The organism is Caballeronia sp. ATUFL_F1_KS4A (assembly GCF_023630905.1).
Lineage (GTDB): Bacteria > Pseudomonadota > Gammaproteobacteria > Burkholderiales > Burkholderiaceae > Caballeronia > Caballeronia zhejiangensis.
The window spans coordinates 17,013-30,750 of the sequence record NZ_JALQEB010000039.1 but is presented as its reverse complement, the minus strand read 5'-3'; the positions used below and the strand labels follow the sequence as shown (position 1 = coordinate 30,750).

The window sequence follows — 13,738 nt, the reverse complement described above, 5'->3', positions numbered from 1 at the left end:
GCCGGGCGCGATACTTACGCTTCAGTAAGCGTTGGCCCCGCGCAGACCCTTGAACACCGTCGCGGCAATGATCCGCATATCGAGTGCGAAAGTCCAATTTCCCAAATAGTACAAATCATGGGCCACGCGCGCCTCCATCTTTTCGATCCGGTCCGTTTCCCCACGAAAGCCATTGACCTGCGCCCATCCGGTGATGCCCGGTTTGATGCGGTATCGATGGATATAACCTTGCACGACTTTCTGGTAGAGATCGTCATGTTCGAGCGCATGTGGACGCGGTCCCACGACCGACATGTCGCCGAGCAGGACGTTGAAGAATTGCGGCAGCTCGTCGAGACTCGTGCGCCGGAGAAACGCACCGACACGCGTCACGCGCGGATCATTGCGCGTAGCCTGTTTCAGCATGCCGGACTGTTCGATATGCAGGCGCATCGACCTGAACTTGTAGATGGTGAATTCGCGTCCATCCGCGCCCTTGCGCCGCTGTCTGAAGAATACGGGCCCGGGCGAACTAAGCTTGACCGCGATTGCGATAGCGATCAGAAGCGGCGCGACCGCGATGAGCGCCGCGAGCGCGAACAGCCGGTCGAAAACATCCTTCTGCAATAGCGCTCTTTGCGAAAGCGGAGAAGCGACGAGATTGATCGCCGCCACCCCGAGCAAATCGCTCACGCCGCTTTCGAAGAGGGCCAGGCTGCGCACGTCGGGAATGAATCGCACGTTGACGAGATCGTCGCGAAACTCATTCACGAACCGCAGAATGGCTTTCTCCTGCGATAGCGGCAGTGCAAGCCAGACTTCATGCACATGCTGCTCGCGAGCGTGGCGCACGAAGGTGTCAAAATCTTCGAAGACCGGCACTGTTGAAGTTATCGGCAATTCGGGCGATGCGTTGAATACCGCGACCGTACGAAAACCCGAATGGCTCGCGCGCTCGATTCTTTTCATGATCGACTCGCAATGCCGCCCGCAACCGACGACCGCCACGTCGTGAAAGTTCATCCCGGCGTGACGCATGCGCGCGAGCACCGCATGCGTGACGAGACGGCCCACGATCATCAGCGCGCCCGACATCGCAGTCCAGTACGCGAACCAGAGGCGCGAGACATCATCGAGCCGATGCAGCGAGAACATCAGCACGAGGACGCACGCCTGCACCACGAGCCATGAGAGCGACACGCGGCTCGTCAGCACGAGCTTGCTGCGCCCGCGCCACGACTCGTATACGCCGAAGCCCGGGAACAATACGAGCGAAAACGCCGCAGCAAAGGCCACGAACGGCACGTAATAGCCCGGTTCGGCGATGTTGTCGAACCTGATCCGCGATGCAACGGTGGCCCCTCCGACGACCATCGCGACATCGAAGAGCCTTGCCAGCAATCCTTGAATATCGCGCATGTCATGCCCCGCCTTCGTGAGCTTTGTCGATAACATCAGATACGGCCATAGCAGTCATCCAGCCGCACGATATCGTCTTCGCCGAGATACGAACCCGATTGAACTTCGATGATCTCGAGCTGCACCTTGCCCGGATTTTCCAGCCTATGCCGGACGCCGAGCGGAATGTAGGTCGATTCATTTTCCGACAACAGAAACTGATCGTCCCCGCGCGTGACGAGCGCGGTGCCGCGCACGACGACCCAATGCTCCGCACGATGATGGTGCATCTGGAGCGAAAGTCGTGCGCCAGGCGCCACGACGATGCGCTTGACCTGGAAACGCTCGCCATGTTCGATCGAATCGTAAAAGCCCCATGGACGACGAACCTTGCGATGCGTTTCGGCCTCGGGCGCATGCTGTTCGCGGATGCGCGCGACAAGGCGCTTGATGTCCTGCGCGTGCGAGCGATCGGCGACCAGCACGGCATCGTCGGTATCGACGACAACGACGTTCGACGTGCCGACGCACGCGACGAGCCGTCCGCCATCGGAGCGCGCGTAGCTCGACGTCGCGCCTTCGAAGACCACGCGGCCGCTTCCGACATTGCCCAAGCCGTCCTTTTCCATGGCCTCCCATACTGCGTCCCACGATCCCAGGTCTGACCATCCCGCCGACAGCGGCACGACTACGCCGTTGCAAGGCGAGCCAGCGTCGCCGATATGCTCCATCACCGCGTAATCGATCGAATCGGAAGGCACACGGCCGAACTGATTCGGACACGGACGAAAGAAATGGCCATCGGCTTTGCCGTCTTTCAGTGCCGCCGTGCATGTCGCATGCATATCGGCATTGAGATGCGCCAGGGCATCGAGCCACACGCTCGCGCGAACGACGAAGATGCCGCTGTTCCACCAGTATGTTTGTGCAGCGAGGTATTGCGCGGCGAGTTCGGCGGCAGGCTTTTCTACGAAGCGGTCGATAAGATGAGCACCCTTCTCCAGCGCTTCGCCGAGACGAATATAGCCGAAGCCGGTATCGGGACGCGTCGGCGGAACCCCTAACGTCACGATCATTCCGCTATCGGCGTAGTCCGCGGCGATCGATATCGCTTCATGCAGCGCGCCAAGATCGGCGATCGAATGATCGGAAGGCATCGCGACGAGAATCGCGTCTTCGTTTCTTTCGACGGCCGCAAGCGCCGCGAGCGTCAGTGCGGGCGCAGTATCACGACGCGCGGGCTCGACAATGATCCGCGCATCGACGCCGCATAACCGCACTTGTTCCTCGGTCGTGAAACGATGCTCTTCGCCACACACGATGATCGGATGCATATCGACGTCGAAGTCGCCGGAGAATCCGTCCATTCGTAACACGGTAGCCTGAAGCAGCGAGTCACGTCCGACCACGCCGATCAGTTGCTTCGGAAACTGCTCGCGCGACATCGGCCAGAGGCGCGTGCCCGATCCTCCCGCGAGTATGACCGGCACAATGCGACGGCAAGACTGCATATGCGGCGCTAGCGCGTTGGCCATCGACATCGAGTCGGTCGAACGCATTGCATTCTCCATGGCTGCACTCCGTGGTGTTACGACCCATCATCGATGTGACTGATGACGGTCATATGAAGCAGGCAATGTCCGCGAGCATGGCTTGCGGAGTTTCTAGACATACTCGGCCATCATGTTCCGGACCGCGGCCACCGCTTGATCCTGCTGCGCTTCGGTTAGTGCAAGTCCGCTCGGCAAATAGAAACCGCGCCGGCTCATGCGCTCGGCGACCGGATAACTTTCGCCCTCGAATAACCCTTGCTTGCGAAATACAGGCTGCTCGTGCATGGGCCAGAAGAATGGCCGCGCGCTAACGCCGGCATCGGCGAGTATTGCGCGTGCTTCGTCCGCGCCGATGGGCAGGCGATCATCCAGCACCACGCCGAACACCCAATAGATGTTCTCGGCATAGGAACACGCAACAGGAGCAAGTTCCAGGCCCCTTACATCATGCAAAAGCCCTTCGTAACGCCGCCCCAGTGCGCGCTTTCTCGCGATGCGTTCATCGAGCTTCTCGAACTGCGCAAGCCCGACCGCAGCCTGAAGACTGCTCATACGATAATTCCAGCCTAGCTCCTCATGCACGAACCGCCTCTCGGGCTTGAAGCAAAGATTTCGCAAACTCCTCGCGCGCGCCGCCAGTGCATCGTCGTCGCAGAGAATCATGCCGCCTTCGCCCGTCGTGATGTGCTTGTTCGCGTAGAAGCTGAAGCAGGAGATATCGCCGAAGCTGCCGCATTGCTTTCCTTCATAGGTGAGCCCGATAGCCTGCGCCGCGTCTTCGATCACAGCCAGGCCGTACTTCTTCGCGACGTCCAGCACCGGCTTCATGTCGACCGGCAAGCCGAAGGTATGTACGGCCATGATCGCGCGCGTGCGGCGCGTGATGGCCGCTTCGATTTTCGCTACGTCCATGTTCCATGTATCCGCATTCGAATCGACGAGCCGCAGTCGCGCGCCGGTTCGAACGATCGCCGACGCACAGGAGATGATCGTGTGCGTGGGGATGATGACTTCATCGTCCGGCTCGAAACTCAGTGCAGCGGCGGCGACGTCGAGCGCCGCGCTTCCGTTTGCGACGGCGATCGCATGCTTGCGGCCTACATATGCAGCCATTGCGCGTTCGAAGCGCTCGACGAATACGCCGTCCGACGAGATCCAGCCGCTTTCGATGCATTCGTTCAGGTATGTCCTCTCGTTTCCCTCGAGCAGGGGTTCGTTTACTGGAATCATCAGGTCCCTCTCCTGGTGTCAAGATCGATGCTTGATGGCTCGTCTGAGCCGGTCCGTTCAAGGACGAATCGATCCCGTAACGGCCTGCATGCGTTCACGCAGCATAGGATTGGGGAAAGCCGCGCCAGGCGGGGTGGCCGAATCTGCCATGACGTTGGCTGAGGCGGGTCTCGCGGGTAATGAGCCGTCCATGGCGCATAGATGGCGGCCGCGTCATCGATGACGAGAAAGCCCGGTCGCGACAATACCTTGCCAACGTCCGCCACAAGCTGATGATTGACCGAATGCCTCGCTAATCTGGCAATCGCACATCGGGCCTCACGTTCCGATCAACGCACATCAATGGACGATTGAGCACCAACATGAATAAAGGCTCTCGGATATTTATTGCCGGGCATAAGGGCATGGTCGGCTCGGCCCTTCTCCGGCATCTCGCCAGTCGCGGCTATCACCATTTGGTTACCCGTTCCAGACAGGAACTCGACTTGCTCGATCAGCGCGCTGTGGCCGATTTCTTTGCGCACGAGCGCATCGATGTCGTGCTGCTCGCCGCTGCGAAGGTCGGCGGCATACACGCCAACTCCACTCAACCGGCCTCGTTTCTCTATGAGAATCTCGTCATCGAAACGAATGTCATCCACGCGGCCTTCAAGAAGCGCACGCCCGAGCTGGTCTTCTTCGGTTCGTCGTGCATCTACCCGAAGTATTGCCCTCAACCCATCAAGGAAGAATATCTGCTGACGAGCGCCTTCGAGCAGACCAACGAGGCATATGCAATCGCCAAGATTGCGGGGCTCAAGCTGTGTGAGGCATATAACCGCCAGCATGGGATGCGGTATATCTCGGTGATGCCTACGAACTTGTACGGTCCGAACGATAACTATGATCTGCAGAACGGGCACGTTCTGGCCGCGCTGATCCGAAAGGCACACGAAGCGAAGCTGAACGGACTCCAATCGATCTCCGTCTGGGGATCGGGCTCGCCGAAACGGGAATTCCTGCACGTCGACGATCTGGCGTCGGCGGTATTCGCGTTGCTCGACAGCCATAACGCCGAGGGCATGTTCAATATCGGATGTGGACGCGACATAGCAATCGCGGACCTCGCCCGCCTCGTCTGCGACGTCGTAGGCTTTCAGGGCTCACTGGAATTCGATACCTCGAAACCGGATGGCACGCCGAGGAAATTGCTGGATGTATCCAGGCTATCCGCTTTGGGCTGGACGCCCACGATCTCGCTCAGAGAAGGCATCGCGGCCACTTATGCCGACTTCACGAAGAACGCACAGCGCACCGGGTACGTCGACGCGTGACGCTGGTATTCACGCGAACATAATCAACAGGAATCGAATATGTTTCGCATGGTGGTGGATCAATTGAGGAAACTGCGTCGTAGTGAAACATTCAAGTACTCGCTTGCCGCGCCCAGCCGCGCGATGTTGTTTGCACGGCAGCGGCAGAATCACGGTGTGTTTTCGATCGAGATCAGGGAAAACTGCGGCTTCTTCGCGATCATGCAAATGGTTCTCTTCATCCTTATGCACTGTGAAGAGAACCGCCTGACTCCGCGAATTTCGGCCCGAGGCGGCCTGTACGGCGATGTGAAAGGAACGATCGACTGGTTTTCGGCGCTCTTCGAAAGCGTCCGGCCGGAGAACGGGCACGCCACGTCGCATAAGGTTCGGACATCCACCGTGCGCGATCCGGTTCAACTGGGTTTCCGGCAACGGTATGACGCAGCGCTTCGTCTGCGAAGCGCGAGCGATCTGTTCCGCTCGTATTACCGGCCCGCGGCGCACATCCGCGAAGAAGTCGAATCGACCTGCGCAAGACTCGGGATCAGCGCCTCCACGTTGGGCGTGCACTTCAGAGGCACTGACAAGAAGTTTGAAGCGGTGACGCTTCCGTGGGTCGATTTCTGCCGGCTTGTCGATAAGACGCTCATGCTCAACCCGCAATTGACCAACATATTTGTTTCCAGCGACGAGCCGGCTTTCATCGAATTCTTCAGTGCGTGGCCGTTCGAGCGTCCGATCAATGTCGCGCCCGCGAAACTGTTATCCAACGGCGATAAGCCAGTGCACTTCAGCGGTCATCCCGGGCTGGAGATCGGACGAGAAGCGCTGGTATCGAGTCTGCTGCTTTCGAACTGCGGCCATCTTGTGAAGATGCCGTCCTATCTGTCGGCCTGGTCAAAAATATTCAATCCTGACTTGCCAGTGACATTGGCTGCGCCGCCAAAATCCAGAGAGTTCTGGTTTCCCGACAGTCAGATCTGGATTGGGCAAGAGCAGAACATGAGCGGCGTCCCCGCCTGAAGCACTCACCGTTCTCTAAACCGGGGAGAGGTTACTTTCGACGTGCCATACCGCTATAGAGCGGCCTCGCCGTGCGCGGCTCGGCGCGTCTGTTCTCTCGCGATGTGAGGAGCACGGACACGAGTTGAAACGTGACGAGAACGGGCACCACGTAAGCGACCGCGACCATCAATGACCCGCGCAGGACGAACACAACGTAGAACGACAGATAGCATCCCAGCGCTCGCCGAAGCGGTATCGGCGATTCGACCAACGCGTCGGCGCGGCGCGAGAAATAACCCAGCAAGAAACCATAAGCTACGACGCCCGCCCACGAAAAATCGAAATAGCCTTCGGCAGGCAACGGCGCGGAAAGGTTTAGAAACCACATGCTGTAATTTCGCTGCAGATATTCGCCCACCAGAATCGCGGTCGCCAGAGGCTTGTCGGGCCAGACAGTGTGTGGAACGAAAAACAACAGGGAGCCCGCGAGCTGCCTGCCCGCATTGATTCCTTCCCGACTCACCATTTCCACAATGGCTTCCGTATTGGCCCACGCGTCATAGGTCGTGGATGCGAAGTGCTCCTCGAAGAAGCTCTCTATCGTGGCCCAAGAAAGCGGCCACTTATCGATTCTGCTGTTCGTGAACAACTCGGAAAAAGGAAAAAACAGTCCACTCAAAACGAAGATTGCCCAGAACACTCGGGATGGACTCTTGAGGTGCCGCTGAAACGCCAATGCGAGCAGCGTCAGATAGATGGGACCGAGTGCGTTTCGCTTTTCCGTCAGCGGATTCTGGCAAATGAGTAGCAAGACGAACGCGAAAAGCGCGAGCGCAATCCACACCAGTCCGATTCGACGAGGACGATGCAACACGATAAGAATGAACACGGGCACGATCAGAAAGAAAAGCACCTTCGCGCGAATCATGTCCAAAGGGGTGACGTCGATTCCGTCCAGATCGCCGGCCTGCAGTTGACTGGCAAAATTGAATGCGCTCATCGCAGCCACGACGCAGATCGCGAGAGCCGGAATAAGCGCCGCATAACGGATCGTCAATGGTTCCGAAGCGCGGGCCGTCGACGCTTGAATCGTGCGCGGAAGAAGATGTCGCGCGCCAAGGTAAGTGACAATGAAAACGATAAATATGAGATTCGCATGCAGCGCCGAAGTGTCGTCGAAGGGCATCGTATTCACGAGCACTTGCGCGTCATGCGCCAACTGAAGAGCCGGTGCGAGTATCAGGAACGTTATCTCGAACACCACGACAGATGCGTCCGCAAACGACGGCTTGCTGTCGAACAAGTGCATGCCGAGGTGAAAGAGGACCACGCCAAGCAAGAGAACGTGAGACACGAGCATCAGCGGGCTATGCCCGGGACTCATCCCCAGGGTATAGAACTCGGCCGCGAACAAGAAGATACCCAATGCAAGATATGAAACCACGTTCGCCGGGCTTTTCATGTGGCCGCCATGTCGTTTGTTGAGCGCGCTACTGGCTGCATACCAGACTTACGGGCGAGCGCGCCGATCCTCCGCCGATGTATAACGGGTCCTGCGCCGCGCCTACCGAGACGATCGATGTGGTCGACGTTACCTGTGCGACTGTGGCTCCATTGCGGATAATGGCGAAGCTCGGTACGCCGGAGACCGCCGGAACACGGAATACGTTCAAGCCCGCCACGCCATTCGACGTGTGGTCCGTTCCGCCGGAGGTTATCCGCAAGACAGCGGGCGCGGTCAGGAAGGCGACCATTTCGATGTCGTTGACGACTGAGCCGACGCCTTCTTCGACCATCGCGGTCTCCGGCGTCGAAGACCGGCCCGGCGTAAAGATCTGCCTGCGATGAAAGTAGAGAATGCTATCCCGAACGATCGGCGGCGGATTTCCGGTCTTGGCCCATTCGATGTAGTAAGCCGCGAGATCATAGAAGGCATACTGCGTACCGACAGAGGGCGAGACGTGAGTCGATTCCGAGTAGTCGTTCCAGGTGACGAGCTGCACGTAGGCTGGATCTCGCGACGTCACCTGAGACCACTGCGCCCGAAAGAGTGCGGAATTCTGCGCTTCCCAGAACACCGAGTCTTTTGGCCGTGAATCCTGAGGCGCGACGGGCGTCATGATATCTGCACCGAACGATTCGAGATTTGTAAGCGCCTGATCTTCCCAACCGCCTTTATCGGTCGATTCCGGCACCGTTCGAACGCCCCAGAACGAAAAGGAATTCGTGATTGTGCGAAAGTCGGCGGATTTGGCGGGATCGAGGAGAATGGGAATCAACGTGACGTTCACGCCTGCAGCCGCAGCTCCGCGAATCACATCCGACCAGAAATTCTGGCTGACGTTCTCCGCGTAGAACGGCGCAATTGCAAGGCTTCCGTCGGCCATTCGATACGCGTTCTTCTGTCCTGCAATGACACGTATGGCCGCGACCATATCCGACACACTGACACCATCGAGCGCCGCCATATCCGGTTCGGCCAGAATCTTGAAGTCGGGCGCGACATGCTGTGCAACGGAATAGACCCGCATCACGTCGTCCCATAGCGAGCCGCTGTTGATTTGCAGAAGGTCTACGCCGAAGCCGTCTATGTCAATCTTCCTCGCGCGCAGTATCTCCACGGCCAGGGCGCGCTGCTTATAGACGTTAGTGGTGTAACGGGCCAAAGGTAAGGGCCGGTCGCGCAGATAGCCGCCAACGCTCGCGTATTTGCTTCCTTCACCGGAGCGATTTAGATACTCCGTGCAATAGTAATCGGAACGTGCCGGAAGGTTATCGATAGAGAGAGGAAATGGAGTGAAGTAATGAGCAAATACAATAGGTCGACGCCCGGTTCCTATGAGCGCAGTGCTTATCGTGAAAGGCAATGCCGATGCCGGTGATTCCGTATCGACGATCGACTGTGCGTTTTTCTGCAAGGCGGTCCATTGAGCGCTGGTAAGATCGGCGGCGCGCGTCGAAGTCGACGCCACGGAGACCACCGAGGCCAGCGCAAAGACCGCTACAGCGCGACGGGATCCGTCATGACACCCGCGGGCTGCGGCGGCCCGGCCGACGCTACACATTTGCAGATCGTTCATGTCTCGTGAAGTCCCGATGGACGAGGCGCGATGCCGTCGCGAATCGCCTCGCGTTGCGTGGTCAGTGAAGCGCCGCCGAAGGCGCTCGGCGAAGCGCGCGAGTTGCCGGCCGTCGAAGACGACTCGGCGCCGACGACGGGGGCGGCTGTCAGCGCGTTATGTTTTCTGCGGCCCAGGGTATTAAGCACGGCCCCGGTTACCCGAACGCCGATCGATTCGAACGCGTCGACGCAAGCTGTCAGATCGGCGATTCTCGATAAATTCGCTCGCGCGACAATGAACACACAACCCGCCTGCCGCGCCATGACGAGCGTCTCGGCCGCGCTGAGCACCGGCGCAGCGTCAAGGATGACGAACTGGTAACGCTCGCCAACCGATGTCAGCGATTTTCGTAGTGTATCCCTCGAAAGGCTGGAAGGTACTCCGTCCGTTCGCACTCCGCTCGGCAATAAGTCGAAGTCACCTGCGGAGCCGATTCGAACGACCTCGTCGAACGTGCTGCGCCCGGAGATAACATCCGATAGCCCGGGCGCAGATCCGGCGTTTCGCCTCTTGGATAAGCGTCCCGCGCGCGCGTCGGCATCGATCAAGAGCACGCGCGCGCCGCTCTGAGCAAGTTGAGCCGCGACTTGCTCCGCTACGAATGATGTTCCCGTCCACGCATTGACCCCGCTAAAAACCGCAATGCGAGAACCGGACTCGAGCATCTTATGCTCGAAGATGGCAGAAAATCGACGCAGGCTCTCGATCGACGGCGCTCTGGATGTGGTATTCGCGCCTGCACGAGCAACGTCGATACCTTGGCGATACGATGCGGCCCCTGCTACGTTTCCGAACGCGCCACTCACAAACACAGGCAAACCCGTGCGCCGCTCGATATCATCGGGACCGTCGATTTTGCCCGACCATGCTTTTCTCGCGAGCGCGAGCAGAATTCCCAGAAAAGCGCCGCCAACAATTCCGAGCACAACAATGAGCAATCGCCGTGGCTTTATCGGATCTTCAGGAAGCGTGGCGTCGTCGATCAGTCGTACTTCATTCACCCGGCCGGCCTTGATGAAGCGTAACTGCTGCATGTTCGCCAGCAAGCCTGCGTAGAGTTGATTGTTGACGCTGATATCGCGTGAAAGCCGAAGCGCCTGTTGCTCGAGTTCCGGCAACATTCGCGCTTCGGCTTCCAATTGCGTGGCACGCGCGCTCAGTGTAGTGATTTGCCGATCCACCGCAAGCACCGTGCTGTCGTCTTTCGTGAACCTTCGCAGAAGTTCCTGCCGTTGCACTTGGAGATCCGTCATCTTGGCCTGCACGTCGGCCAGCTGTCTGATGACGACGTTCGCTTGCTCGCTAAGATTGACTGAGCCCGTCTCGTTCTTGAACCGGCTGAACCGGTCCTCCGATTTCTCTATCTGACCCTTCAGTATCGGCAGTTCCGTGCTCAACGCCTCCATCGATTTCTGTGCGTCGGCGCTTCTTCTCGCCTCTTCACTCGCGACATAGGTCGTGCCGATTGCATGAAGTAAGTTTCGAATGAAAACCGGATCGGTGCCTTCCAGGGATGCGCTAACGATATTCGATTCTTTCCCTCGCTCCGTGACGCTCAGTCTTTCCTGAAGCTTTTCGACCACTGCCGATCGCGATAACCGCCGAAGATCGAAAACCTGACCGGCACCTCCAGGAAGCGCATCGATCTTCAACGCGATCGCACCGCGCTTCGTCTCGAAGTTTTCCAATGTCGATACGTTGCCCTTAAATGTCTCCCCGTCGGGGGTTAAAAGACGATAGTGTCCGTTGCCTTCCGACACTACTTCCAGTGCCTTCTTGCGCAGGCTTTCGGGCACTTCTGCAATTGAAGCCGTACCCGGTTGAACGTCGCCTACCTCGGCCTCGCCGGTGATTCTGCGCCACGCCGCGCCTAACTTCGATTGCGCGCGAGTCCAGATATCGCGACGCGGAGTGAGCGAGATGTCCAAATGCATCGGTGCGATAGCTGATTCCAGCACGCTGCGCGACGTGATCTTCTGGACATCGGCTGCAGCGCGAGGCTTCACCGCGAACAGCGACGACACATCTTCGAGCGAGCTTCTGCCCGACGATTCGGGAGGCTCCTGAACCTGCAGCAATATGCTTGTTTGATAGATCGGCGTTGCGAGGATCGCGTACTCGCACGCGACGCTGCCAACGATTACGGTCGTCCCGACGATAACCTTATAGTTGCGCTTCAGAAACCGTATATACGATTCCGTGACCGTTTCCGCGCTATCGCCACGTGGCAAGGCAACGTCGTCTGCGAAGTCCTTAGTCATCTGTAGCGCTCCGGCAATCGTCAGAAAAGAATGCTCGTATAGCCGATCCAATACTCCACCCGCTCCGACAGCCTTGAATGTAGCCAGCCCGCCGCTGCGCCGGCTTGCTTGACCGAATGTGGCAAGACATTGGCGCGAACGGCATCGTGGTTGAAGACGTTACTGCGCTTTCCTGCCGGTCGTTCGCTTATGCGGAAGTCGCACCTTTGTCGTCGAACACGCTCAGATGCGCGAATATGCGCTTTCTGAACAGGAACAGGTACACGCAGTAGTCGGACACCAGGCTTGCGATCACCGTCGACCACACCACCCAGGCGACTTCATGGAATGTGGACACGAGCCAGAATTTGAGCGACAAGGCGAGCGCACAACTCACACACACCGCGACCAGTTGTGATTTCAGCTCGCCGACGCCGTTTAGAAAGATGCCGAACGCATTGCCGAACGCATCGACTACCGACATGACCGCAACCGCGCAGAGCAGCGCGACGGGAATACTAAGGTGGTTGCCGACCCACTTGCTCAGAAGCCACGAGGAGGCGGCGAATATCGATCCGCTGGTCACGATGGCGATCGCACCGGTGCCGAGCATCGACAGCTTTAACGTCATCGACAGGAAATTCGTGTCGCCCCTCGCCTTCGCATCGGCATAGAGGCCCCACAGCGGCACCGTCAGCATCGAGATCCCGACAGTAAGGAACTGGAACAGACGCTGTGCGACGGCGAGCTTCGCGACTTCCGTCACGCCCAATAACTTTGCGACGATGAGCGCGTCGAAGCCGCTTGCGCACATGACGCCGACCTGCAGTCCGAAAAACAACGATCCCATGCTGAGGATCTTCTTCGAATCAGTCCACATCGTCGAGTGCGCCCCACCCGAAATCAAGCCGAGCAATCCTTGTCGATTCAATCGCACAACGAGACACGACGACATGCAGATCTGAATGCCATAGGTGACGAACAAGAGCCACGGAATTGATGCTTGACGCAGACAACACCAATACAAGAGCGGCAGCGATATCAGATAACCGATCGAGCTGACGATATGCTGTTCCCAGCCTCTTTGAAGGCCATGACATACACGCTTCACTCCACCGAGAGGAATGTTCAGGCAGGTTAGAACGAGAAAGAGCTTCGCGGCCACCAGCGTTTCATCAGCGGCGTCAGCGCTATGGCCGAAGACGAGGCGCAAGTCGAATATGTGGAGCGCAGCGTACAAACAGATTCCGCAAATCGCGCCGACAGTGCCGAGCAGCCATACCCCATGTGTGATCAGCTCACGAATGCGCCGAGCATCTTCATTCGCTCGCGCCCCTGCAACGAGATTGAGCAGCGCATTGCCTATGCCGAAGTCGAGCATGGCGAGCGTTGCGGCGAGACTCGAGAACGTCATCCATACGCCGAAACGTTGTTGGCCCAGATACGGCAGCGTCCACGAGACGGATGCAATCAGGACAATGAACGCCAGGCCGGAACTGCAGACGTTGCACGCGATCGTAAGCGCAGCTCGCCGATATCGATCCCTGTCGCGTCCTTCCGATCTGCCGACGCCGAATGGCAACATTTCGAACAGACGCGAGGACATCGCGAAGAGGGCACGGCGCGAGGCGGCCAAAGGTGGTGGCATCGCTCAGGCTCTGTCGAGCATCGCAAGCACGCATTCGATCTTCGTCACGTCCATGCCTCTCCCCGGTGGTTTCACGCCCGACGCGATCCTGCGGAAATTGGCTGCTCGCGGCACATGTCGACCCGTGAACCACCTTCGCACGTGCACGAAGCATAGGAGCGCACGTCTGGCCGATGACGGAGTTGACGGAATATGCCATGAGGTTGGCCGAATCGGGTCGATGTGTCGGGAGAGCGCTCACACCTCGCCCTGTCTCGGCCAATTCCTT

At 58.5% G+C, this 13,738-nt stretch carries 9 protein-coding genes; 2 read left to right on the top strand and 7 right to left on the bottom strand.

What is annotated here, in order from left to right:
- Positions 1-21 precede the first annotated feature (21 nt).
- The 3 genes from NCS03_RS25650 to NCS03_RS25640 form a co-directional block, all read right to left on the bottom strand.
- Entirely contained in the window at positions 22-1,398 is a 1,377-nt protein-coding gene (locus NCS03_RS25650) for an undecaprenyl-phosphate glucose phosphotransferase (RefSeq protein WP_250441351.1), read from the bottom strand.
- A gap of 35 nt (positions 1,399-1,433) precedes the next feature.
- Positions 1,434-2,936: a mannose-1-phosphate guanylyltransferase/mannose-6-phosphate isomerase gene (locus NCS03_RS25645; RefSeq protein ID WP_502801545.1), complete on the bottom strand. Its 1,503-nt coding sequence runs from the start codon at positions 2,934-2,936 to the stop codon at positions 1,434-1,436.
- A gap of 105 nt (positions 2,937-3,041) precedes the next feature.
- Entirely contained in the window at positions 3,042-4,160 is a 1,119-nt protein-coding gene (locus NCS03_RS25640) for a DegT/DnrJ/EryC1/StrS family aminotransferase (protein WP_250530068.1), read from the bottom strand.
- 362 nt (positions 4,161-4,522) lie between these two features.
- Between NCS03_RS25640 and NCS03_RS25635 the strand changes: the two genes are divergently transcribed.
- Both NCS03_RS25635 and NCS03_RS25630 read left to right on the top strand, forming a co-directional pair.
- The gene (locus NCS03_RS25635; RefSeq protein ID WP_250458847.1) at positions 4,523-5,473 is read left to right on the top strand and encodes a GDP-L-fucose synthase family protein; all 951 of its coding nucleotides are present in this window, start codon (positions 4,523-4,525) and stop codon (positions 5,471-5,473) included.
- 39 nt (positions 5,474-5,512) lie between these two features.
- Positions 5,513-6,478, top strand: a complete 966-nt coding sequence (locus NCS03_RS25630; RefSeq protein WP_250441348.1) for an O-fucosyltransferase family protein — start codon at positions 5,513-5,515, stop codon at positions 6,476-6,478.
- A 31-nt stretch (positions 6,479-6,509) separates the two neighbouring features.
- On the opposite strand, the gene NCS03_RS25625 is transcribed toward NCS03_RS25630, so the two are convergent.
- The 4 genes from NCS03_RS25625 to NCS03_RS25610 form a co-directional block, all read right to left on the bottom strand.
- The gene (locus NCS03_RS25625) at positions 6,510-7,922 is read right to left on the bottom strand and encodes a hypothetical protein (RefSeq protein ID WP_250458740.1); all 1,413 of its coding nucleotides are present in this window, start codon (positions 7,920-7,922) and stop codon (positions 6,510-6,512) included.
- Between the two features lie 28 nt (positions 7,923-7,950).
- Positions 7,951-9,540 (bottom strand): endo-1,3-alpha-glucanase family glycosylhydrolase, encoded by a 1,590-nt coding sequence (locus NCS03_RS25620; RefSeq protein ID WP_051996383.1) that lies wholly within the window; start codon positions 9,538-9,540, stop codon positions 7,951-7,953.
- A complete protein-coding gene (locus tag NCS03_RS25615; protein ID WP_250530067.1) occupies positions 9,537-11,843 on the bottom strand; it encodes a GNVR domain-containing protein in 2,307 nt (768 codons plus the stop codon). The genes NCS03_RS25620 and NCS03_RS25615 overlap by 4 nt, the downstream gene beginning before the upstream one ends.
- Positions 11,844-12,030: 187 nt before the next feature.
- Positions 12,031-13,470 carry a lipopolysaccharide biosynthesis protein gene (locus NCS03_RS25610; protein WP_250530066.1) on the bottom strand — a complete coding sequence of 480 codons (1,440 nt, stop codon included), beginning with the start codon at positions 13,468-13,470 and terminating at the stop codon, positions 12,031-12,033.
- Between the last annotated feature and the right edge of the window lie 268 nt (positions 13,471-13,738).

Coding starts and splice junctions, on each gene's coding strand:
- NCS03_RS25650 (WP_250441351.1), bottom strand. CDS start 1,398: ATGCGCGATATTCAAGGATTGCTGGCAAGGCTCTTCGATGTCGCGATG.
- NCS03_RS25645 (WP_502801545.1), bottom strand. CDS start 2,936: ATGCGTTCGACCGACTCGATGTCGATGGCCAACGCGCTAGCGCCGCAT.
- NCS03_RS25640 (WP_250530068.1), bottom strand. CDS start 4,160: ATGATTCCAGTAAACGAACCCCTGCTCGAGGGAAACGAGAGGACATAC.
- NCS03_RS25635 (WP_250458847.1), top strand. CDS start 4,523: ATGAATAAAGGCTCTCGGATATTTATTGCCGGGCATAAGGGCATGGTC.
- NCS03_RS25630 (WP_250441348.1), top strand. CDS start 5,513: ATGTTTCGCATGGTGGTGGATCAATTGAGGAAACTGCGTCGTAGTGAA.
- NCS03_RS25625 (WP_250458740.1), bottom strand. CDS start 7,922: ATGAAAAGCCCGGCGAACGTGGTTTCATATCTTGCATTGGGTATCTTC.
- NCS03_RS25620 (WP_051996383.1), bottom strand. CDS start 9,540: ATGAACGATCTGCAAATGTGTAGCGTCGGCCGGGCCGCCGCAGCCCGC.
- NCS03_RS25615 (WP_250530067.1), bottom strand. CDS start 11,843: ATGACTAAGGACTTCGCAGACGACGTTGCCTTGCCACGTGGCGATAGC.
- NCS03_RS25610 (WP_250530066.1), bottom strand. CDS start 13,470: ATGCCACCACCTTTGGCCGCCTCGCGCCGTGCCCTCTTCGCGATGTCC.